19 protein-coding genes and 1 pseudogene are annotated in these 20,981 nt (G+C 67.1%); 13 read left to right on the top strand and 7 right to left on the bottom strand.

Features of this window, described 5'->3' with window-relative positions:
• Positions 1-159 precede the first annotated feature (159 nt).
• Both A6B37_RS20080 and A6B37_RS20075 read left to right on the top strand, forming a co-directional pair.
• Positions 160-666 carry a hypothetical protein gene (locus tag A6B37_RS20080; RefSeq protein WP_102775783.1) on the top strand — a complete coding sequence of 169 codons (507 nt, stop codon included), beginning with the start codon at positions 160-162 and terminating at the stop codon, positions 664-666.
• A 106-nt stretch (positions 667-772) separates the two neighbouring features.
• Positions 773-1,969 (top strand): annotated as a pseudogene (locus A6B37_RS20075) (MFS transporter).
• Positions 1,970-2,131: 162 nt separating this feature from the next.
• Here A6B37_RS20075 and gltX read toward each other — a convergent pair.
• On the bottom strand, positions 2,132-3,538 hold the full coding sequence (gene gltX, locus A6B37_RS20070; RefSeq protein WP_111826736.1) for a glutamate--tRNA ligase: 1,407 nt from the start codon (positions 3,536-3,538) through the stop codon (positions 2,132-2,134).
• 132 nt (positions 3,539-3,670) lie between these two features.
• Between gltX and A6B37_RS20065 the strand changes: the two genes are divergently transcribed.
• Complete coding sequence (locus A6B37_RS20065) at positions 3,671-6,112, top strand: GNAT family N-acetyltransferase (protein ID WP_111826735.1); 2,442 nt, start codon at positions 3,671-3,673, stop codon at positions 6,110-6,112.
• Here the strand turns inward: A6B37_RS20065 and A6B37_RS20060 are convergent.
• From A6B37_RS20060 to yjgA, 6 genes are all read right to left on the bottom strand, one after another.
• Positions 6,099-6,770, bottom strand: a complete 672-nt coding sequence (locus tag A6B37_RS20060; RefSeq protein WP_111826734.1) for an isochorismatase family cysteine hydrolase — start codon at positions 6,768-6,770, stop codon at positions 6,099-6,101. The two genes, A6B37_RS20065 and A6B37_RS20060, sit on opposite strands and share 14 nt — an antisense overlap.
• Before the next feature lie 9 nt (positions 6,771-6,779).
• Complete coding sequence (locus tag A6B37_RS20055) at positions 6,780-7,616, bottom strand: ABC transporter permease (RefSeq protein WP_102775787.1); 837 nt, start codon at positions 7,614-7,616, stop codon at positions 6,780-6,782.
• A gap of 3 nt (positions 7,617-7,619) precedes the next feature.
• Positions 7,620-8,432, bottom strand: a complete 813-nt coding sequence (locus tag A6B37_RS20050; RefSeq protein WP_102775882.1) for an ABC transporter ATP-binding protein — start codon at positions 8,430-8,432, stop codon at positions 7,620-7,622.
• A complete protein-coding gene (locus A6B37_RS20045) occupies positions 8,432-9,436 on the bottom strand; it encodes an ABC transporter substrate-binding protein (RefSeq protein WP_111826733.1) in 1,005 nt (334 codons plus the stop codon). Before A6B37_RS20045 ends, A6B37_RS20050 begins: the two co-directional genes overlap by 1 nt.
• A 360-nt stretch (positions 9,437-9,796) precedes the next feature.
• Complete coding sequence (locus tag A6B37_RS20040; RefSeq protein WP_102775789.1) at positions 9,797-10,474, bottom strand: alpha/beta hydrolase; 678 nt, start codon at positions 10,472-10,474, stop codon at positions 9,797-9,799.
• Between the two features lie 17 nt (positions 10,475-10,491).
• Positions 10,492-11,043: a ribosome biogenesis factor YjgA gene (yjgA, locus tag A6B37_RS20035; protein ID WP_111826732.1), complete on the bottom strand. Its 552-nt coding sequence runs from the start codon at positions 11,041-11,043 to the stop codon at positions 10,492-10,494.
• A gap of 58 nt (positions 11,044-11,101) precedes the next feature.
• Between yjgA and pmbA the strand changes: the two genes are divergently transcribed.
• From pmbA to argC, 10 genes are all read left to right on the top strand, one after another.
• Positions 11,102-12,466, top strand: a complete 1,365-nt coding sequence (gene pmbA / locus A6B37_RS20030) for a metalloprotease PmbA (protein WP_111826731.1) — start codon at positions 11,102-11,104, stop codon at positions 12,464-12,466.
• A 138-nt stretch (positions 12,467-12,604) separates the two neighbouring features.
• Positions 12,605-13,702 carry an ABC transporter substrate-binding protein gene (locus tag A6B37_RS20025; protein ID WP_111826730.1) on the top strand — a complete coding sequence of 366 codons (1,098 nt, stop codon included), beginning with the start codon at positions 12,605-12,607 and terminating at the stop codon, positions 13,700-13,702.
• A 256-nt stretch (positions 13,703-13,958) separates the two neighbouring features.
• Positions 13,959-15,113 (top strand): ABC transporter substrate-binding protein, encoded by a 1,155-nt coding sequence (locus tag A6B37_RS20020; protein ID WP_111826729.1) that lies wholly within the window; start codon positions 13,959-13,961, stop codon positions 15,111-15,113.
• A 273-nt stretch (positions 15,114-15,386) separates the two neighbouring features.
• Positions 15,387-16,268 carry a branched-chain amino acid ABC transporter permease gene (locus A6B37_RS20015; protein WP_111826728.1) on the top strand — a complete coding sequence of 294 codons (882 nt, stop codon included), beginning with the start codon at positions 15,387-15,389 and terminating at the stop codon, positions 16,266-16,268.
• 2 nt (positions 16,269-16,270) lie between these two features.
• Positions 16,271-17,137: a branched-chain amino acid ABC transporter permease gene (locus A6B37_RS20010; RefSeq protein WP_102775795.1), complete on the top strand. Its 867-nt coding sequence runs from the start codon at positions 16,271-16,273 to the stop codon at positions 17,135-17,137.
• Positions 17,130-17,918, top strand: coding sequence for an ABC transporter ATP-binding protein (locus A6B37_RS20005; RefSeq protein WP_102775796.1), 789 nt, complete (start codon positions 17,130-17,132; stop codon positions 17,916-17,918). Before A6B37_RS20010 ends, A6B37_RS20005 begins: the two co-directional genes overlap by 8 nt.
• Positions 17,915-18,625 (top strand): ABC transporter ATP-binding protein, encoded by a 711-nt coding sequence (locus A6B37_RS20000; RefSeq protein ID WP_102775797.1) that lies wholly within the window; start codon positions 17,915-17,917, stop codon positions 18,623-18,625. The genes A6B37_RS20005 and A6B37_RS20000 overlap by 4 nt, the downstream gene beginning before the upstream one ends.
• A gap of 250 nt (positions 18,626-18,875) precedes the next feature.
• Positions 18,876-19,304: a 50S ribosomal protein L13 gene (gene rplM / locus A6B37_RS19995; RefSeq protein WP_043544818.1), complete on the top strand. Its 429-nt coding sequence runs from the start codon at positions 18,876-18,878 to the stop codon at positions 19,302-19,304.
• A gap of 9 nt (positions 19,305-19,313) precedes the next feature.
• Positions 19,314-19,706, top strand: coding sequence for a 30S ribosomal protein S9 (gene rpsI / locus A6B37_RS19990; protein WP_042796334.1), 393 nt, complete (start codon positions 19,314-19,316; stop codon positions 19,704-19,706).
• A gap of 183 nt (positions 19,707-19,889) precedes the next feature.
• Positions 19,890-20,954: an N-acetyl-gamma-glutamyl-phosphate reductase gene (argC, locus tag A6B37_RS19985; protein ID WP_102775798.1), complete on the top strand. Its 1,065-nt coding sequence runs from the start codon at positions 19,890-19,892 to the stop codon at positions 20,952-20,954.
• Positions 20,955-20,981 lie beyond the last annotated feature (27 nt).

The raw sequence follows: 20,981 nt of genomic DNA, 5'->3' as shown, positions 1-20,981 counted from the left end.
AAAACCGGCTTGCCGCCGGCCGCACTGTTGCGCAATTGCACTAGGCGCGGATCGGCGTTGATTCTTGCCTGACGGCTCTTTAGAGTGCGGAGTGTTTGCTGCGCGAGGGTGGCGCCGGTGTGATCGGCGCGGCGCGTCGACAGACGTGTTGAGGAAGTCATGAGCAGTGTGTATTTGCGTTCGGCCGGCGTCGCTTGCGCCGTCCTGATCCTGGCGGGCTGCGCCGCCAGGAAGCCCGCCGCCATCGCCGAGGCCCAGCCGGCGCAGGCCTCGAAACCGGTGGTTTGCACCCCCGCAAAAAGCGGCGATCCCATGATCGGAACCTGGCTGTCGAATTCGCGCCCGCGCGACGTCAGCGGCGAATTCCGGGCGCTGACGGTGCTGTCGGCCGACGGCACCATGTCGTACGAAACCCAGTTGAAGATCGGCCGCAAGACGCGTCCGGCCCTGCGCGAGACGGGCTGCTGGAGCGTGGCCGACGGCGTCTACACCATGCAGACCACGCGGTCCAACGGCGAGGACGTGGACACCAAGGACCCGATCTACCTGAACCGCTATCGCATCGAGCGCGTCGAGCAGGCGAAGCTGACGCTGCGCGAAATCAAGGCCGGCGGCCAGGTCGTGACCGCGCGCCGCATGCCGGCGGGCTACCGCCTGCCGTACTGAGGCATCGCAAGGCACGCCAGGCGGACACGGCGCCCGGCGTCTTCGCCAAGCCGGCCCGGCTGCGGTAAGGTGCGATCTTCGCCTTTTGCCGCAGCGCCGCCGATCCATGTCCGCCCCATCTTCCGAAACACGCGCCATCGCGCTGCTTGCGCTGGCCGCCTTCGTCAGCGCCAGCGCGTTCCGTATCTGCGATCCCATGCTGCCGCAGCTGGCGGCGGAATTCGACACCACCACCGGCCAGGCCGCGCGCGCCGTGACCGCGTTCGCGGTGGCCTACGGCGTGCTGCAGATGTTCTTCGGCCCGCTGGGCGACCGCTACGGCAAGTACCGGGTCGTCAGCGTGGCGACCCTGGCCTGCGCGCTGGGCAGCGCAGGCGCCGTGATGGCGCGCTCGCTGGACGTGCTGGTGTTCTTCCGCGTGCTGTCCGGCGCGGCCGGGGCCGGCATCGTGCCGCTGTCCATGGCCTGGATCGGCGACAACGTGCCTTACGAGCGCCGCCAGGCGACCCTGGCGCGCTTTCTGACCGGCACCATCCTGGGCATGTCGGCCGGCCAGCTGGTCAGCGGGCTCTTCGCCGATACGGTGGGCTGGCGCTGGGCCTTCGCGGCGCTGGTCTGCGGCTATCTGATAGTGGGCCTGCTGCTGCTGGCGGAAGTGCGCCGCCAGCGCGCCGCCGGCCTGGGCCGCGTCGATCCGGGCGCGGCGCGGCTGAGCTTCGTGGCGCAGGCGCGGCTGGTGCTGGGCACGCCGTGGGCGCGCGTGGTGCTGGCCACCGTCTTCATCGAAGGCCTGCTGGTCTTCGGCGTGCTGGCCTTCGCGCCGGCCTATCTGCATGAACGTTTCGGCATTTCGCTGACCGCCGCCGGCGCGCTGGTGGCGGTCTACGCCGTGGGCGGCCTGGCCTACACGGTGGTGGCCGGCCCGCTACTCAAGCGCCTGGGCGAACGCGGCCTGGCCATCGCCGGCGGCCTGGTCCTGGGCGTGGCGTTCCTGTCCTATCTGCTGGGTCCGGTCTGGGCCTGGAGCCTGCTGGCCAGCGCGCTGGCCGGCTTCGGCTATTACCTGCTGCACGCCACCTTGCAGACCAACGCCACCCAGATGGTGCCGTCGGCCCGCGGCACGGCGGTGGCCTGGTTCGCGTCCTGCCTGTTCATGGGGTAGGCGGCCGGCGTGGCGCTGGCCGGCGCCTTGCTCGACCGCGTGGGCGCGGCCGCCCTGTTCGGCGGTTCGGCGCTGTTGCTGCCGATTCTGGGGATGGGGTTCGCGCGGGCGCTGCGGGGGCGGACGGCCGTGGCGGCCTGATGGGTTTCGCGCGTTCGATATTGGAGTTCTTGCGTTGAGGCGCTCGCGCTGCACCCATCCTACGGTCTTGCCATCGTAGGATGGGTGCAGCGCGGCACCATCAGCGCAAATAATCCAACGCCGACCGCGCGAAACCCATCAGGCGGCGAAATCAAAAACCGATCAGATCCCCGCCAGCCGCTTCAACACCGCCTGCTTGCCCAGCAGCGCAAGCACGGCGTCCACGGCCGGCGTCTGCGTCTGGCCGGTGACGGCCACGCGCAGCGGGATGGCGAGTTGCGGCATCTTCATGCCGCGGTCGGCCAGCACGGCCTTGATCAGCGCCGACAGGGCCTCGCGGGTCCAGTCGATGTCCTGGGCGCGGGCGGCGAAGTCGGCCAGCGCTTCGCGCGCGGCGGCGGTCAGGTGCTGTTCGGCGAGTTCGGCCGGCGCGCCCTTGAATTCGGCGCAGAACAGCATCGCGCCGTCGGCCAGCTGTTCCAGGGTTTCGGCGCGGTCCTTGAGCAGGCCCATGACGCCCGGCAGGTCGATCTTCTCCGGATGGCCGCCGCGGTTCGCCACGCGCGGGGCGACGCGCTCGGCCAGTTCGGCGTTGTCCATCTGCTTGATGTAGTGGGCGTTGACCCAGTTCAGCTTCTTCGGGTCCCACTGCGAGGCCGACTTGGACAGGTGTTTGGCGTCGAACCACGACACCAGCTGCTCGCGGCTGAACAGTTCGTCGTCGCCGTGGCTCCAGCCCAGGCGCGCCAGGTAGTTGACCATCGCCTCGGGCAGGTAACCCTCGTTGTCGTACTCCATCACGTTGACCGCGCCGTGGCGCTTGGACAGCTTTTCGCCGTCCGGGCCCAGGATCATGGGCACGTGGCCGTATTCGGGCAGCGTGGCCCCCAGCGCGCGCAGGATGTTGATCTGGCGCGGGGTGTTGTTGACGTGGTCGTCGCCGCGCAGCACGTGGGTGATGCCCATGTCCCAGTCGTCGACCACCACGCAGAAGTTATAGGTGGGCGTGCCGTCCGGGCGCGCGATGATCAGGTCGTCCAGCTCGGCATTGTCGAAGCTGATGGTGCCCTTGACCATGTCGTTCCAGGAGGTGGCGCCTTGCTGCGGGTTCTTGAAGCGCACGACCGGCTTGCGGCCCTCGGGGATGGCGGGCAGCGTCTTGCCGGGTTCCGGACGCCAGGTGCCGTCGTAGCGCGGCTTGTCGCCGCGCGCGCGGGCGGCCTCGCGCATGGCTTCCACTTCCTCGGGCGTGCTGTAGCAGTGGTAGGCGGTGCCGGCGGCCAGCATCTGCGCGACCACTTCGCGGTAGCGGTCCATGCGCTGCATCTGGTAGAACGGGCCTTCGTCGGGCTGCATGCCCAGCCACTCCATGCTGTCCAGGATGGCCTGCACCGCCTCCGGCGTGGAGCGCTCGACGTCCGTGTCTTCGATGCGCAGCACGAAGGTGCCCTTGTGGTGGCGCGCGAAGGCCCAGGAGAACAGCGCCGTGCGGGCGCCGCCCAGGTGCAGGAAACCCGTGGGCGAGGGCGCGAAACGGGTGCGAATGGGGGAAGAGGCGTTGGAAGTCATAGATGGCAATGATAGCGGCTGCGGCGCCACAATACGGCGTCAGGCTTGGCCCGGGTCAAGCGCAAGGCGGGCTGGTCTTGTTACGATGAACGGTATTTTAGATTAGGCCCTGGGCCCCGGCCCGCGACCCCTATGCTGCGACACGCTCTCGCCCCGATGTTCGAGCCCAGTTCGCTGGTGATCGTTGCCGACCGGCCCCTGCCGGCGGCCGCTTCGCTGTCGGCCGCGCTCAAGGCCAGGACCACGGTGGTGGCGTGCGAACCGGGCGCCGCGCCCGAGCTGCCGGCGGCCCTGCAGGGCCTGGCGGCGGGCGAGCGGCCCGATCTGGCCCTGGTTTGCGTATCGCCGGCCGTGCTGCCGGAGACGCTGCGGCGCCTGTCGCCGCTGGCGCCGCGCTCGGTGATCCTGCTGCCGCACGAGCTGCCCGATCCCTATCCGCGCGGCACGCTGGCGCTGTGCCGCGCCTGGGCCGAGGAAAACCGCTGCGAGCTGCTGGGCCCGCGCTCCTTCGGCGCGCAGCGTCCCCACGCCGGCTTCAATCTCAGCCAGCATCCGGTGCTGGCGCGCGCCGGCCGCGTGGCGCTCGCGGCGCAGTCGCGCTCCATCATGGCCGCGGTCATGGACTGGGCCGAGGACGTGCACATCGGTTTTTCCACCGTCGTGTCGCTGGGCGACGAGGCCGTGGTCGGCCTGCCCAAGGTGCTGGACTATCTGGCCAGCGACCCGCGCACCGACAGCATCGTGCTCTATCTGGAAGACGTGGGCCCGGCCCGCGAATTCATGAGCACGCTGCGCGCGGCCGCCTCGATCAAGCCGGTGATCGTGCTCAAGGCGGGCCGTTCCGACGCCGACGGCGGCGACGCCATTTTCGACGCCGCCCTGCGCCGCGCGGGCGCGGTGCGGGTGCGCTACTTCGTGCAGCTGTTCTCGGCGGTCAAGGTGCTGGGCTACACGCGCCGTCCCAAGGGCCGGCGCGTGGCGCTGATCTCCAACGGCAGCGGCCCGCCCCAGCTGGCCATGGACCTGATCGGCCCCGAGGCCGCGGTGCTGCGCGCCGAGTTCGCGCCCGCGACCCAGCGCGCGCTGGCCGCCATGCTGGAGCCGGACGCGGCCACCAGAAACCCCGTCATCACCTTCACCCCGCTGACGCCGGAGCGCATCCGCGCCATGCTGGACGCGGTGCTGGACGACAGCGGCGTGGACGGCGTGCTGGTGCTGCTGGCGCCCGACGCGCTGGCCGACATGCAGGCGGTGGCGCGCGAACTGGCGCAGATCGCGCCCAAGGCCAAGAAACCGGTGGTGACGTGCTTCATGGGCGACGCCGGCATGCGGCCGCTGCGGCGCATGCTGGACGACGCCGGCACCCCGGCGTTCCGCACGCCGGAGTCGGCCGCGGACGCCTTCGGCGTGCTGGCGACCCACCACTACAACCAGCAGCTGCTGCTGCAGACGCAGCCGCCGGAGCCGGCCAGCCACGTGCCCGACCTGATCACCGCGCGCGAGGTGCTGGCGCGGGTGCGCGCCGACGGCCGGCGCGAACTCACCAGCTCCGAGATCCGCACGCTGCTGGCGCTGTTCTACGTGCCGCTGCGCGACATGCCCATGGACATCATGGCGGCCGAGCCCGAATCGCGTCCGATGGCGATCCGCGTGCGGCGCGACCCGCAGTTCGGCCCGGTCATCCGTTTCGGCGCGGGCGGGCCGGACGCGGCGCTGTCGCAGTCGGACCGCGGCGTGGACCTGCCGCCGCTCAACGGCTTCCTGGCGCGCCAGCTGATCGAGCGCAGCCGGCTCTGGCGCCGCGTGCTGGCCCCGCGCATCGGCCATATGGCGGCCGAGGCGCTGCAGCAGGCGCTGGTGCTGGTATCCGAAATGGTCTCGGAACTGCCCGACATCGAAACCCTGGACATCGATCCGCTGTACGCCGGCGAAACCCATCTGCGCGCCGGCGGCCTGCGCATGACGCTGACCGACAAGCCCGGTTGTGGTTCGCCCCAGGCCGAGGGCTATCCGCATATGGCGATCCACCCGTATCCGGCGCGGCTGGTGCAGGTGCGCCGCTTCGACGACGGCATCCCCTGGGTGCTGCGGCCGATCCGGCCCGAGGACGCCGAGCCGCTGCAGGAGTTCATCCGCGGCCTGTCCGAGCGTTCGCGCTACATGCGTTTCGTGTCCATGATGCGCGAGCTGACGCCGCGCATGCTGTCGCGCTATACCCAGGTCGATTACCACCGCGAACTGGCGCTGGTGGCCGCCACGCAAGTGCCCAACCCGGCCAACCGCGGCCATCCGCGGGAGGTGCTGGTGGGCTTTGCGCACTACCTGCGCAACCCCGACGGGCGCGGCGCCGAGTACGCGCTGGTGATCGGCGACGACTGGCAGCGCCGCGGCCTGGGCCGTCAGCTCATGACGGCCCTGATCGACGCCGCACGCGAACAGGGCCTGGAATACATCGACGGCCTGGTGCTTTCCAGCAACCGGCCCATGCTGGCGCTGATGACCAGCCTGGGCTTCACCAACGACGCGGACCCCGAGGACCCGACCATGCGCCGGGTCTGGCTCAACCTGGCCTGAGCCTGTCGGTGGCCTCGTCCACCGACAGCACGTCGCCGAAGAACATGATCCAGCCGTGCAGCGCGTGCTCGTGCTCGGCCGGCGTCACCGCCGCCAGCGCGTCGTCGATCATGATGCTGCGGAAGTCGCGCATCATCGCGTCGCGCCCGGTGGATTCGCAGCATACGTTGGTGACGGTGCCGGCGATCAGCAGGGTGTCCACGCCGCGCCCGCGCAGCAGCGGCTCCAGCTCGGAAGATCCCGGCGCCATGGCGCTGTAGAAGCGCTTGACCACCCGCAGGTCCGAATCGTGGGCGCGCAAGTCCGGGTGCAGCGCGAAGCCGGGCGAGTCGCGGCGCAGCGTCTGCAGGCGCCTGGCGCTGCGTTCGGGCGTCAGCATCACGCCGTGGTGGTGCGACCAGAACGAATCGGCGTTGTCGGACGCGGTCTGCACCCAGACGATGGTGCCGCCGGCGGCGCGGACCGCTTCGCACAGGCGGTTGATGGGGCTGATGATTTCGCGCGCGGGCGCGCATTCGCCCTGGTAGCCGGGCAGCGTGAAGTACTGCTGCATGTCGATCACCACCACGGCCAGGCGCGAGGCCGGCAGCTCGTCGTAGGGATGCAGGCAGCCCTGGCGGGCCACCACGCGGTCGCGCACCCACTGCGGGAATTCCATGTCGGCTCCTTATCCGTAGCGCCGCGCGATGGCGGCTTCGATGCGGTAGACGGCCAGGTACATCAGGCTGGAGATCACGGCCAGCACGGCGATCGCGGTCATGACGATATTCAGCTTGAAGATCTGGCTGCCGTTCATGATGAGAAAGCCCAGCCCGGAATCGGCCGACTGGAATTCGCCCACGATCACGCCCACCAGCGCCAGGCCGATGTTCATCTTCACGGCCGCGATCAGCGTGGGCACGCTGCCGGGCAGCACCACCTTGGTCAGCACCTGCCAGCGGCTGGCGCCGAAGGTGTGGGCGAGCTTGACCTTGTTCAGGTCGATGCCGCGAAAGCCCGCGTAGACCACCATGATGGTCACGAACACCGCGATCGCCACGGCCATGCCGTACACCGCGTAGTCCGAGCCCAGCCACAGGTAGAAGATCGGCACGAACGCGATCTTGGGCATGGCGTTGGCCACCACCAGGAACGGGTCGAGCACCTTGTACAGGAAGTCCGACCACCACAGCGCCGCCGCCACCGCGATGCCGATCAGCATGCTCAGGCCGAAGCCCACCAGCGTGGCCGACAGTGTGGTCAGGATGTGCTTGCCCAGGTTGCCGTTGTTCCACAGTTCGATGAAGGTGGGCCACAGCGCGCTGGGATAGCTGGTCAGCATGGGGTTGAGCACGTGCATGCGCGGCAGGATCTCCCAGGCGCACAGGAACAGCGCCAGCAGCAGGACCTGCGCCACGCGGATGTGGCGGCGGCGCGCGCGGTCGCGCCGCAGGTAGTCCAGGTATTTCTCGCTGGGCGCGCGCACGGCGCGCAGCGGCACGGTATTGGCGACGGGGGCGTTCATGGGTCAACCCTCCACGTGGACGTCCAGCTCGTCCCAGAGCTGTTTGAAGTAGGCGTTGAATTCCGGACGCGAGCGCGCCTGGAACGGCGTCGGCCGCGTCTGGCCTTCGTAATGGATGCGGTACTGGCTCTTGAGCCGCCCGGGCCGGCGCGACAGCACGATGACGCGGTCGGTCATCGCGATGGCCTCGCCGATGTCGTGGGTGACCAGCACCACCGTCTTGCCTTCGCGGCGCAGGATGTCCACCACTTCGTCGGAGATCGCCAGCCGGGTCTGCGAATCCAGCGCGGAGAAGGGCTCGTCCAGCAGGATCACGTCGGGCTCGGTGACCAGCGTGCGGGCCAGCGCGGCGCGCTGGCGCATGCCGCCCGACAGCTGGCGCGGCGTGTGCGACAGGAACGCGCCCAGCCCGCATTTCTCCAGCAGGTGCACGGCGCGCGCTTCGCTGCGCGCGTCGCGCCGGCCCTGGATCTCGGCGCCGAGCATGACGTTGTCGAGGATGGTGCGCCACTCGAACAGATAGTCCTGCTGCAGCATGTAGCCGATGCGCGGATTGGGTTTGGTCACGGCCTGGCCGTCTATCGCCACCGAGCCGGAGGTGGGCGGGATCAGCCCGGCGATCAGCGACAGCAGGGTGCTCTTGCCGCAGCCGCTCTGCCCGATCAGGCTGACGAACTCGCCGGCGGCCAGCGTGAACGACACGTTCGACAGCGCCTCGGTTTCGCCTTCCTGCGTGAAGTACGACAGACAGACATCGCGCAGCTCGATCTTCGCGGTGGCCGCGCCGGGTTTCAGGTTGTGGACGACGGCTCCCATCATTGCGCCTTCCTTGCAAAGTCGGTCACCACCACGTCCTCGTACTTGACGCGCGCGCCGTCCTTCATGACCGCGCTGGCGACCAGCATGTCCTGAAGCTGGTTCATGGCCTCGGCCGTCACCAGCGGCGTGCGCTTCCAGATCTGGTACTTCTTGTAGCGCTCGATCGCCTCGGTCACCGCGGCCTGGTCCATGCCGGGGAAAAAGCTCATGATCTGCGGCGTCAGGGCGGCGGCTGGCGTGTCCTGGACGTATTTCTCGGCGCGCGCCACCACGTCGGTCCAGGCCTGTATCACCTTGGGGTTGTCGCGGATGTATTTGTCGGTGGCGGTGAACACGGTGTAGTCCACCTGGCCCACTTCATGGCCGACCGAGGCCACGATATAACCCTTGCCATTGCGCACCAGTTCCCCGGCCTCCGGCTCCAGGAAAATGCCGTACTCGCCCTGGCCCGCCATCCAGGCCCCGGCGCGCGCCGGAATGCCGATGTTGTTCAGCAGCTTGACGTCCTTCTGCGGGTCCACGCCATGCTTGCGCAGCGCCGTCTCCAGGAACACCAGCGGATTCGAGCCGGGCCGGAAACCGATGATCTCCTTGCCCTTGAGCATGGACCAGTCGAACTTCTCCACCGGCTTGCGCGACAGCAGGAAGAAGCCGTCGGTGGCGGTCAGCCCGGCGAAGATCCGCGGCTTGACCGGCGATTCGCTGTTCTGCACGTAGATGGAGGCTTCGGGACCGATCAGCACGATGTCGGCGCTGCCCGAGAGCAGGGCGGTCATGCCCTTGTCCGTGCCCTGCGAGGTCTTCATGGAGACCTCCAGGCCGGCGTCCTTGAAGTAGCCCTGCGACAGGGCCACGTACTTGGGCACATAGAGGATGGAACGCACCACCTCTTCGTAGCGCACCTTCACGGGGGGATTGAGGGCTTCGGCCTGGGCGGCCAGGGGGGCGAGCAGCGCGAACAGCGCCGCGCCCGCCAGTCGGGGCGATGGCAAGGATTTCACGGGACTTTCTCCTGCGTCTTGAATGCCACGCCGCTACCCGGCGCAACACACGGCCAAGGGAATGGATCGACTGCAACAACAGGAAAGCCCGAACACCTGCAAGCTCGGGCCGATACGGCTTGGATCGAATACTATATTCAATACAAACAGGCGACAAGCCCTTTTGGTGTTGTGGTTTCTCTCTATGGACGAGCGGGGAGAAGCCCTGAAGAATTCAGGGTTGAATTGCAGTTGGTATACAGAATGGGAGGGCGCCGGCGTTTGCCGCTGGCCACGAAAGGCGGCGGCCGGGGCCGCCTGATGGGTTACGCGCGCTCGATATTTGGGTTCTTGCCCAAGAACACTCGCGCTGCACCCATCCTACGCCAGCACTTCCTTCAAGAACCCCGAAATATCCCGCACTTCCTCGGCGCAGACCGAGTGCGGCATGGGGTAGGTGTGCCAGCGCACGTCGTAGCCCAGGCGCTGCAGTTCGGCCAGCGAAGCCTGGGCGCGGGCCAGCGGCACGACCGGGTCGTACTGGCCGTGGGCCAGGAAAATCGGGGTGTCCCGGTTGGCGCCGTCGCGCTCGGCCTCGGCCGTGTCGATGAGGGGCAGGTAGCCCGACAGGCCCATCATGCCCGCCAGCTTCTCGGGCAGGCGCAGGCCGGTGTGCAGGGTCATGGCGCAGCCTTGCGAGAAGCCGGCCAGCACGATCTTGGAGGTCGGGATGCCGCGGGCGTTCTCGCGCGCGATCAGCTTGCGGATCGCGGCTTCGGAGGCGCGGATGCCGCGGCCGTCCTCGACGCGCACCAGGTCCATGACCAGGATGTCGTACCACGACCGCATCGCCATGCCGTTGTTGATGGTCACGCGCTGCACCGGCGCGTTGGGGAACACGAAGCGCACGGCGGCGCCGGCCGGCAGGTCCAGTTCCGGCACGATGGGCGCGAAGTCGTTGCCGTCGGCGCCCAGGCCGTGCAGCCAGATCACGGCATGCGTGGGGTTGGGGGCGGTTTCGATCTCGATGCAATCGAGCAGGTCGGTCGGAGCGTTCATGGACGGCGGCGGGGGAATCAGGGGGTAAGGGTCTTGAGCGCCTGGAACAGTGCGCGGTAGTGCTTTTTCTGCGGTTCCTGGCCCTGCAGCAGCGAGGCGTTGGCCAGCCGCTCCTTGCGCGCGGCGCGGATCAGGGCGCGCAGCTGCTGCGCGTCGGCCTGCGGATTGTTGTTCAGCAGCCGGGTCAGGGCGTCGTCGTCGTCGAGCAGGCGGTCGCGCAGGGTTTCCAGCCGGTGCATGGCGGCGGTTTCCTCGCGCGAGCCGTTTTCCCAGATGTCGAGCTGGGCGCGGATTTCGTCGGCCGGCGCGTCGCGCATCAGCTTGCCCACGAAGTGCACCTGGCGGCGCTTGCCTTCGCGGCCGGTGGTGCGCTGGGCCATGCGGATCGCCTCGTAGAGGCGTTCTTCGAGGGGCAATTGCTTGAGGCGCTCGGGCGACAGTTCGATCAGCTGCTTGCCCAGGTCCAGCAAGGCGTGCATTTCGCGCTTGATCTGGGATTTGCTGGGGCGGTCGTAGCCGTTCTCGTCGTAGCCGTCGCCGGCGGATTCTTCTGCGGGGTGGGAATTCATGGAAAACTGCGCAATGACAGACTTGGCTATGATAACCGTCTCTGCAAATTGGACAGCAATGGTTAAAACTTCCTCATCCTTGCCGCTGGCGGCGAATCACGCGCGTTTTTCCGAACTCGTCGAACAAACCCTCGCCTACGCGCGCCAGATCGGCGCGTCGGACGCCGCGGCGGAAGTCTCGGAAAGCCTGGGCCTGTCGGTTTCCGTGCGCAAGAACGACATCGAAACCGTGGAGCAGACCCGCGACCGTTCGCTGGACCTCACGGTCTACGCCGGCCAGAGCCGCGGTTCGGCCTCGACTTCCGATTTTTCCGAAGCGGCGCTGCGCCAGACGGTGGAAGCCGCGTGGCACATCGCCCGCCATACCGCCGCCGACCCGGCCGCCGGCCTGCCCGACGCCGACCAGCTTGCCACCGAATTCCCCGACCTGGACCTCCACCACGCCTGGAGCGTGTCGACCGAAGAGGCGGCCGAACTGGCGCTGCGCGCCGAGCGCGCGGCCCGCGAGGTCGACGCCCGCATCACCAACACCGACGGCGCCACCGTGGGCACCTACGAAGGCCAGTTCGTCATGGGCAACACCCGTGGCTTCCTGGGCGGCTATCCGTACTCGCGCCACAGCCTGTCGGTGGCGCCCATCGCCGGCCGCGGCAACGGCATGCAGCGCGACTACTGGTATTCGTCCGAGCGCGACCCGGCCAAGCTGGCCTCGCCCGAGGCCGTCGGCCGCTACGCCGCCGAGCGCACGCTGTCGCGCCTGTCGGCCCGCCGCATCCGCACCGGCAAGTTTCCCGTCCTGTTCGAGGCGCCGCTGGCGCTGGGCCTGGTCGGCGCGCTGACCCAGGCCGCCAATGGCGGTGCGCTGTACCGCAAGGCCAGCTTCCTGGTGGACGCGCTGGGCAAGCCCATCTTCCCCGAGCACATCAACCTGACCGAAGACCCGCACGTCCGCGGCGCCATGGGCAGCTCGCCCTTCGACGACGAAGGCGTGCGCACGCGCCGGCGCAACGTGGTGTCGGCCGGCGTGCTGGAAGGCTACTTCCTGTCGTCCTACACCGCCCGCAAGCTGGGCATGGCCACCACCGGCAACGCCGGCGGTTCGCACAACCTGGTGTTCAGCTCCACGCGCACCCGGCGCGGCGACGATTTCGAGGCCATGCTCAAGAAGATGGGCACGGGCTTCCTGGTGACCGAACTCATCGGCCAGGGCGTCAACTACGTGACCGGCGACTACTCGCGCGGCGCCTTCGGCTACTGGGTGGAAAACGGCCAGATCCAGCACGCGGTGCAGGAAGTCACCATCGCGGGCAACCTGGCCGACATGTTCAAGCAGATCGTCGCCGTGGGCGCGGACGCCATTTCGCGCGGCACCAAGACCACCGGCTCGATCCTGATCGAGGAAATGGCCATCGCCGGGATCTGAGCGCCGCCGCAACTGCTTTGCCGCCTGTTCTTTGCAATCCCTTACCGGAACAGGCCTTCCTTTCTGTCCCCATCTCGGCGTGTAATATCCGGCGGGTATCGCTCGATGTCCCAGGTGTCGCTGTAAAGGAGCAAAGAGATGCAACGACGTTCGTTCTTGAAGCGCGCCGGCTTGGGCGCGGTCGCAAGCGGTGCCGCCATCAGCGCGCCCGCGTTCGCCCAGGACATGCCGTCCGTCAGCTGGCGTCTGGCGTCGGGGTTTCCCAAGGCCCTGGACCTGCGCATCGACACCGGCGAACGCTTCTGCAAGTACGTCTCCGAGGCCACCGCCGGCAAATTCAATATCCGCCACTTTCTCGAAGGCGAGGTCGTGGCCGCGCCGGACGTGATGGACGCCGTGTCCACAAAAAAGGTGGAATGCGGCCACGTCTCGTCGCGCGCCTATTACGCCAAGAACCCCGTATTCTGCTTCGACGCCGCCGTGCCCTTCGGGTTGAACGCGCGCCAGATGAACGCCTGGATGAGCGAAGGCGAGGGCCTGCGCCTGACCCGCGAGCTGTTCAAGCCCGAGAAGATCATCAACTTCCCGCTGGGCAACACCGGCGCCCAGATGGGCGGCTGGTTCGTCAAGGAAATCAAGCGTCCCGGCGACCTCAAGGACCTGAAAATGCAGGTCGGCGGCCTGGCCGGCATGGTGCTCGAGCGCATGGGCGTGGCGCCGCAGCAGCCGGCGCCGGGCGGGCTGGCCGAGGCCTTCGAAAAGAACGGACTGCAGGCCGTGGCGGGCGCCGGCGCCTACGACGACGAAAAGCTGGGCCTGAATAAAGTTGCCAAGTATTACTACGCACCCGGCTGGTGGGCCGGCGGCGAGCAGCTCTCGCTGTACGTCAACGAAGAGGCCTGGAACGCGCTGCCCAAGCATTACCAGGCGCTGCTCGAAGCCGCCGCGCAGGCCGCGCACGCCGCCGCCACCGCCCGCTACGACGCCCGCAACCCCGCCGCGCTGGCGCAGCTGGCCGCCAACGGCGCGCAAATCCGCGCATTTCCGCGCTCCATCATGGACGTGGCGTTCGAGACCACGCAGCAGGTCTACAAGGATTTAGGCGCCAAAGACCCCAGGTTCCAGGCGATGCACGATAGTTACATGGGCTTTCGCGACAGCGAGATGCCGTGGTTCCGCCTGACCGAAAGTGCCTACGGCCAGTACCTGGGCGTGGCGCTATCGGGCAGAATATAGGGCGCCCGCCGACGCTGAATGGCGTTCGGCGAGCGTTAGGGTTTTTGCTAGTAACCTCGCATTTTTTACAAAAAAATGGGCGGTTTGTAGGCTTTTGTTGAATGGCATTCGAGTTTCGGCCTGATACAAAGGAGTAATATCCCGGGTCTTGACGCGCAAACATGGCGCCTTTAGGCGGCATCCGACGTCAATCCGGCAGGATTACATCAGCCCGGATTACCAATATTCCGAGACAGACTTTAAGGTGGTACCAACCATGCAATCCAAGACCAAGAAGCTGCTGGCCGCGCTGATCGCCGCCGGTGTCGTTCCGGCCGCCTATGCTGCCGACATCAAGATCGGCGTGGCCGAAGCCCTGTCCGGCGGCGCCGCCCAGTACGGCGTGTCGATCCGCAACGGCTTCCAGCTCGCCGCCGATGAAATCAACGCCGCGGGCGGGATCAACGGCAACAAGATCGTGCTCGTGATCGAAGACGAGCAGGGCAAGAAAGAAGAAGCGATCAACGTCTTCAAGAAGCTGATCTTCAAGGACAACGTCCTGATGGTCTTCGGTCCCACCCTGTCGAACTCGGCCCAGGCCGCCGACCCGATCGCCCAGGCCGCCAAGACCGTGGTCTTCGGCACCTCCAACACCGCCGACGGCATCACCTCCATCGGCAACTACGTGTTCCGCAACTCGGTCACCGAAGCCGACGTGCTGCCGGCCACCATCTCCACCGTCAAGGCCAAGACCGGCCTGAAGAACGTCGCCGTCCTCTACGGCAACGACGACGTCTTCACCAAGAGCGGCTACGACAACTTCAAGAAGGCCCTGGAAGACCAGAAGATCCCGGTCACCACCACCGAAACCTTCGCCAAGGGCGACGTGGACTTCAAGGCCCAGCTGACCAAGATCAAGGGCACCAACCCCGACGCCATCGTGCTGTCCGCGCTGCTGGCCGAAGGCGCCCCGATCATGGTCCAGGCCCGCCAGCTCGGCCTGAACGTGCCGGTCATCGGCGGCAACGGCATGAACTCGGTCAAGATCTTCGACCTGGCCCCCGGCGGCGCGTCGAACAATCTGTGGATCGGCAGCCCGTGGTCGATCGAGAACAAGGCCCCCGAGAACGTCAAGTTCGTCGACGCCTACAAGGCCAAGTTCAACGGCGCGCCCGACCAGTTCGCGGCCCAGTCGTACGACGCCATGTACATCGCCGCCCAGGCCCTGAAGAACGTCAAGATCAGCGGCGAACTGGCCAAGGACCGCGCCGCCGTGCGCGACGCCCTGCCGTCGGTGACCTGGACCGGCGCCACCGGCCCGTTCAAGTTCCGCCAGGCCAAGGACCGGGCCGGCAAGCCCGCCGGCTACGACGCCGACCAGGCTCCCATCGTCAGCGTGACCAAGGACGGCAAGTACGTCATCGAGAAGTAAGCTGACACGCATCCCCGCGCGGGGGATGTGCCTTGTGGACGGCCGCGGCCGTCCACAAGGCGTTTTTTGATCGCAAGGGCCCGTTCAGGACGAAGACCCCCTCAGGGGGCGGAAAGTCCACGCCAGGGGAGCGGCGTGCGGGCCCGGGTCCCCGGATGAAAGTGCGTCCCTGGAGCAGGGGCAGCCGGCCCACGCAGAGGACGTCGCGTGGACGCCTTTTATACAAAGGGCCGCCCCTCGGGGGCCTTATTTTTTGATTTGGAACGTCCCATCATGTTGGAACAACAATTCGTCAACGCCTTGTCGCTGGGCTGCGTGTATGCGCTGTTCGCGCTGGGCTTCACGCTGGTCTTCGGCGTGCTCGGGGTGATCAACCTGGCGCATGGCGCCGTGTTCATGGTCGGCGCCTACGCCGCGCTGACCGTGGTCCAGCACTTCAGCCTGCCCCTGTGGGCCGCGCTGATGGTCGCCTTCTTCGTCGCCGGCTTCACCGGCGTCATCATCGACTACCTGGTGCTCAAGCCGCTGCGCAAGCGCAACGCGCCTCACCTGATCCCCATGATCGCCACCATCGGCGTGGGCATCATCCTGAACAACGGCGCCCAGGGCATCTTCGGCGCCAGCAACCTGCGCTTCCCGCACGGCACCGTGCCGGAAGATGTGATCGAAATCGCCGGCCTGCACCTGACGGTGATCGAGCTGGGCATCATCTTCCTGTCGTTCGCGCTGATGGCGGTGCTGATGTTCGTCATGCGCCGCACCCAGTTCGGCCGCGCGCTGCGCGCCATCGCCGAATCGCCCAAGGCCGCCTGGCTGCTGGGCATCAACGTCGAACGCCTGTTCGTCACCACCTCGTTCGCCGCCGCCGCGCTGGGCGGGGTGGCCGGCGTGCTGATCGGCCTGTACTCGAACGCGCTGTTCCCGCTGATGGGCCAGCCGATGCTGCACAAGGGCATCGCGGTCATCATCCTGGGGGGCATGGGCGACATACGCGGCGCCATGCTGGGCGGTCTTTTCCTGGGCTTCGCCGAGGTGCTGTCGGTGGCTTACATCGGCTCCACCATGCGCGACGCGGTGGCTTTCGGCCTGCTGTTCCTGATCCTGCTGGTGCGCCCGCAAGGTCTGTTCGGCAAAGTGGTTCAACGCAAGGCTTGAGTATGAGCGGATTCGAAAACTTCTGGGCCATCTATGGCAACCTGGTGCTCACGCTGGGCACCAACGCATTGTTGGCCCTCTCCATCTGGCTGACCCTGGCCTGCGGCATGCTGGCCATGGCCAACGCCGCCTTCATGGGCATCGGGGCGTACACCGCCGCGCTGCTCACCATGAACTACGACGCGCCGTTCACGGTCGCGTTGGCCGGCGGCATGGCCGCGCCCGCGCTGGTGGCGGCCCTGATCGGCCTGCCCACCCTGCGCCTGTCCGGGGTCTATCTCGCGATGGCCACGCTGGGCTTCGGCGAAGTGGTGCGCGTGACGGTGCTGAACACTGAATCCATCACCGGCGGCGCCCTGGGCCTTAACGGCATTCCGCAGCTGACGCAGTGGTGGCACGTGCTGCTGGCGGTCGTCATCGTGCTGCTGGTGCTGTGGCGCGTGCGCGCCTCCAAGGTCGGCCGCGCCTTCGACGCCATCCGCGGCGACGAAACCGCCGCCGGCCTGATGGGCATCGACGTGCGCGCCAACAAGATGCTGGCCTTCGTGGCCGGCGCCGTGATCGCGGGTCTGGCCGGTGCGCTCAACGCCCACCTGACCTTCTTCATCGGCCCCAACGAATACGGCTTCGACCGTGGCGTGGAAATCCTGACCATGGCCATCCTGGGCGGCATCGGCGGCCTGACCGGCCCCGTGCTGGGCAGCTTCATCATCACGGTGCTGCCCGAGCTGCTGCGCGGATTCGCGGATTTCCGCCTCGTCCTCAACGGAGTGATTCTGGTGGTGATAGTGCTGTTCCTGCCGCAAGGCATCTGGGATCCGGCGCGCTTCAAGCGCTGGATGCGTCAAGGAGGCAAGCGCCATGCTTGAGCTCTCCTCCGTCTCCAAGAACTTCGGCGGCCTGCACGTGCTGCATGACGTCAGCCTGTCGGTGCCCGAAGGCGCCATCTTCGGCCTGATCGGCCCCAACGGCGCCGGCAAGACCACGGTGTTCAACCTGATCACCGGCTTGCTGCCGCCCAGCGGCGGCGCCATCACCTTCCAGGGCGAGAGCGTGCTGCGCAAGAAGCCGCACAGCATCACGCGCATGGGCATCGCCCGCACCTTCCAGAACATCCGTCTCTTCAAGGAGATGACGCTGCTGGAGAACGTGGTGGTGGGCGCCTACCGCCACATGAACTACGGCTTTCCCGGCCTGCTGCTGGGCCTGCCGGGTTACCGCGAGGCCGAGCAGCGCGCCCGCGAGCGCGCCCACGAACTGCTGACCTGGATGCGCCTGGACCACAAGGCCAACGACCTGGCGGATAACCTGTCCTACGGCGAACAGCGCCGCCTGGAGCTGGCGCGCGCGCTGGCCACCGAGCCCAAGCTGCTGCTGCTGGACGAGCCCGTGGCCGGCATGAACACCGGCGAGCGGGCCGAACTCATGCGCGAGATCCTGGCGATCCGCGACCGCGGCTACACCATCCTCATGATCGAGCACGACATGCGCTTCGTCATGGGCCTGTGCGAACGCATCGCGGTGCTGAACTTCGGCAAGATCATCGCCTGCGGCGGTCCCGAGGAAATCCGCAACAATGAGCAGGTCATCGAGGCCTACCTGGGCCGCGAAGACGACGACGACACCGAACTGGCGGAGGGCGCGAAATGAGCGCAATGCTGGAAGTCCGCGGGCTCGAGGTCAATTACGGCCACATCGAAGCTGTCCGCGGCATAGACCTGGATCTGAACGCCAAGGAAATCACCGCGCTGGTCGGCGCCAACGGCGCCGGCAAATCGACCACGCTGCTGGCGCTGTCGGGCCTGCTGCCCAAGGCGCGCGGCCGCATCACGTTCGAAGGCGAGGACATCACCAACCTGGCGCCGCACCAGCTGGTGGCGCGCGGCATCGTGCAGGTGCCCGAAGGCCGCGCCATCCTCACCACCATGACGGTGCTGGAAAACCTGGAGCTGGGCGCCTACCGCCGCGGCCTGAAGAACGTCGGCGACGACCTGGAATACGTGTTCAACCTGTTCCCGCGCCTGAAGGAGCGGATCACGGGAATCGCCGGCAACCTGTCCGGCGGCGAACAGCAGATGCTGGCGATCGGCCGCGCCCTGATGGCCAAGCCGCGCCTGCTGCTGCTGGACGAACCGTCCATGGGCCTGGCGCCCATCGTGGTCCAGGAAATCTTCCGCTCGCTGCGCGCCATCAACGCCGACGGCCTGACCCTGTTCCTGGTGGAGCAGAACGTGCGCCAGGCGCTCAAGATCGCGCAGCAGGGCTACGTGCTGGAAAACGGCGCCATGGCGCTGACCGGCACCGGCCGCGAACTGCTGGGCCATCCCCGCGTGCTGGAAGCCTATCTCGGCGGCTGATACGGGGCAGGGGGGATGCGTCCCTCCTGCCGGATTCTTCCGTGTGCGCACGGGGTTGCCCATTTTTTGAGCAACTGTGCTAGAATCGTTGGCTTTCCCTCATTTTGGCCAGAAGCACGGGCGGGTAATAACGCTTAGGCAGACGCCGATATGGGCTGGAGTTGCCGGTTTTTTTCCGGCAATTCGGCTTAGTTGGGGAAAAAACCTGGTTGGATGGTCCAGCCAGAGAAAATTTTTACTAGGAACCATCATGAAGACCTTTGTGGCCAAGCCGCATGAAGTCCAACGTGACTGGTTTGTGATCGACGCCAAGGGCAAAGTCCTCGGTCGTGTGGCCAGCGAAGTCGCACGTCGTCTGCGTGGCAAGCACAAACCTGAATTCACGCCGCACGTTGATACCGGTGACTACATCGTCATCATCAACGCTGCCGATATCGTCGTTACGGGTAGCAAGGCGAAGGACAAGAAGTACTTCCGCCACACCACGTACCCGGGCGGTATCCGTGAAACGAACTTCGAGAAGCTCCAAGAGCGTTTCCCCGGCCGCGCCATCCAGAAGGCTGTCAAGGGCATGCTGCCCAAGGGTCCTCTGGGCTACGCCATGATCAAGAAACTGAAGGTGTACGCCGGTGCCGAGCACCCGCACACCGCCCAGCAGCCCAAGACGCTGGATATCTAAGGAAACGCCATGATCGGTAACTGGAACTACGGAACCGGCCGTCGCAAAACCTCGGTGGCTCGCGTTTTCATCAAGAAGGGCACGGGCAAGATCGTCGTCAACGGCAAGCCCGTCGACGAGTTCTTCGCTCGCGAAACCGGCCGCATGATCGTGCGCCAGCCGCTGGAACTGACCGGCCACCTGGAATCGTTCGACATCAAGGTCAACGTGCACGGCGGCGGTGAAACCGGCCAGGCCGGCGCAGTCCGTCACGGCATCACGCGTGCCCTGATCGACTACGACGCCACCCTGAAGTCCGCGCTGTCGCAAGCCGGCTTCGTGACCCGCGATGCCCGCGAAGTCGAACGCAAGAAGGTCGGCTTCCGCAAGGCGCGCCGTCGCAAGCAGTTCAGCAAGCGCTAAGGCGCTCTGCACCAAAAGCCCGCTTCGGCGGGCTTTTTTCATATGGCCGCCGCGGTCCGGCGCGGAACTCCGCGCCTCGGCCGCGGTCCGAACCTGGTGTTGCGGCGCCATCCCGGCCGCTGTGCCGCAACGCCGCTGTCCCGAGCGATACAATCTATCCTCGTTCTTCGAAGAGCACTTACCATGGCCCAAGCATCGAACACCCGCATCAAGGTCGGCATCGTCGGCGGCACCGGCTATACCGGCGTCGAACTGCTGCGCTTGCTGTCGCAGCACCCCAACGTGGAACTGACCGCCATCACCTCCCGCAAGGAAGACGGGCTGCCTGTCGCCGACATGTATCCGAACCTGCGCGGCCGCGTGAACATCGCCTTCTCGGCGCCGGAAAAGGCCACGCTGACCGATTGCGACGTGGTGTTCTTTGCGACGCCGCACGGCGTGGCCATGGCCCAGGCCCAGGAACTGATCGCCGCTGGCACCCGGGTCATCGACCTGGCCGCGGACTTCCGCCTGCAGGACATCCCCACCTTCGAACGCTGGTACAAGATTCCCCATACCTGCCCCGACATCCTGGCCGAATCGCAGTACGGCCTGGTCGAACTGAACCGCGAAGCCATCGCCAAGGCGCGCGTCATCGGCAACCCGGGCTGCTATCCCACCACCGTGCTGCTCGGCCTGGCGCCGCTGCTCGAAGGCGGCAAGAAGCTGGTCGACGCGCAGACCCTGATCGCCGACTGCAAGTCGGGCGTGTCGGGCGCCGGCCGCAAGGCCGAAGTGGGTTCGCTGTTCTCGGAGGCTTCCGACAACTTCAAGGCCTATGGCGTGGCCGGCCATCGCCACCACCCCGAAATCGTCGCCCAGCTGGAAAAGATCGCCGGCGGCAAGGTCGGCCTGACCTTCGTGCCCCACCTGGTGCCGATGATCCGCGGCATGTTCTCCACGATCTACGCGCGCATCCTGCCCGAGGCCCGCGACACCGACTTCCAGGCGCTGTTCGAAGAACGCTACGCGAACGAGCCCTTCGTCGACGTGATGCCGGCCGGCAGCCTGCCCGAGACGCGCTCGGTGCGCGCGTCCAACAACCTGCGCATCGCGCTCAGCCGTCCCGGCAACGGCGACCAGCTCATCGTGCTGGTGGTGCAGGACAACCTGGTCAAGGGCGCCGCCGGCCAGGCGGTGCAGAACATGAACCTGATGTTCGGCGTGCCCGAATCCACCGGCCTGGACCAGGTCGCCATCCTGCCCTGACGTAAACAAGGTCCGCGGCCCGGCCGC

Source organism: Achromobacter sp. HZ01, assembly GCF_003267925.1.
GTDB lineage: Bacteria > Pseudomonadota > Gammaproteobacteria > Burkholderiales > Burkholderiaceae_B > Achromobacter > Achromobacter pulmonis_A.
Note: the sequence above shows the minus strand (reverse complement) of the source record. Positions and strands in the feature narration are given on the sequence as shown.

Coding starts and splice junctions, on each gene's coding strand:
- A6B37_RS20010 (WP_102775795.1), top strand. CDS start 16,271: ATGAGCGGATTCGAAAACTTCTGGGCCATCTATGGCAACCTGGTGCTC.
- A6B37_RS20060 (WP_111826734.1), bottom strand. CDS start 6,770: ATGGAATTCCCGCAGTGGGTGCGCGACCGCGTGGTGGCCCGCCAGGGC.
- A6B37_RS20080 (WP_102775783.1), top strand. CDS start 160: ATGAGCAGTGTGTATTTGCGTTCGGCCGGCGTCGCTTGCGCCGTCCTG.
- yjgA (WP_111826732.1), bottom strand. CDS start 11,043: ATGAATTCCCACCCCGCAGAAGAATCCGCCGGCGACGGCTACGACGAG.
- A6B37_RS20015 (WP_111826728.1), top strand. CDS start 15,387: ATGTTGGAACAACAATTCGTCAACGCCTTGTCGCTGGGCTGCGTGTAT.
- A6B37_RS20025 (WP_111826730.1), top strand. CDS start 12,605: ATGCAACGACGTTCGTTCTTGAAGCGCGCCGGCTTGGGCGCGGTCGCA.
- A6B37_RS20040 (WP_102775789.1), bottom strand. CDS start 10,474: ATGAACGCTCCGACCGACCTGCTCGATTGCATCGAGATCGAAACCGCC.
- A6B37_RS20000 (WP_102775797.1), top strand. CDS start 17,915: ATGAGCGCAATGCTGGAAGTCCGCGGGCTCGAGGTCAATTACGGCCAC.
- pmbA (WP_111826731.1), top strand. CDS start 11,102: ATGGTTAAAACTTCCTCATCCTTGCCGCTGGCGGCGAATCACGCGCGT.
- argC (WP_102775798.1), top strand. CDS start 19,890: ATGGCCCAAGCATCGAACACCCGCATCAAGGTCGGCATCGTCGGCGGC.
- A6B37_RS20065 (WP_111826735.1), top strand. CDS start 3,671: ATGCTGCGACACGCTCTCGCCCCGATGTTCGAGCCCAGTTCGCTGGTG.
- gltX (WP_111826736.1), bottom strand. CDS start 3,538: ATGACTTCCAACGCCTCTTCCCCCATTCGCACCCGTTTCGCGCCCTCG.
- A6B37_RS20005 (WP_102775796.1), top strand. CDS start 17,130: ATGCTTGAGCTCTCCTCCGTCTCCAAGAACTTCGGCGGCCTGCACGTG.
- A6B37_RS20020 (WP_111826729.1), top strand. CDS start 13,959: ATGCAATCCAAGACCAAGAAGCTGCTGGCCGCGCTGATCGCCGCCGGT.
- rplM (WP_043544818.1), top strand. CDS start 18,876: ATGAAGACCTTTGTGGCCAAGCCGCATGAAGTCCAACGTGACTGGTTT.
- A6B37_RS20050 (WP_102775882.1), bottom strand. CDS start 8,432: ATGGGAGCCGTCGTCCACAACCTGAAACCCGGCGCGGCCACCGCGAAG.
- A6B37_RS20055 (WP_102775787.1), bottom strand. CDS start 7,616: ATGAACGCCCCCGTCGCCAATACCGTGCCGCTGCGCGCCGTGCGCGCG.
- rpsI (WP_042796334.1), top strand. CDS start 19,314: ATGATCGGTAACTGGAACTACGGAACCGGCCGTCGCAAAACCTCGGTG.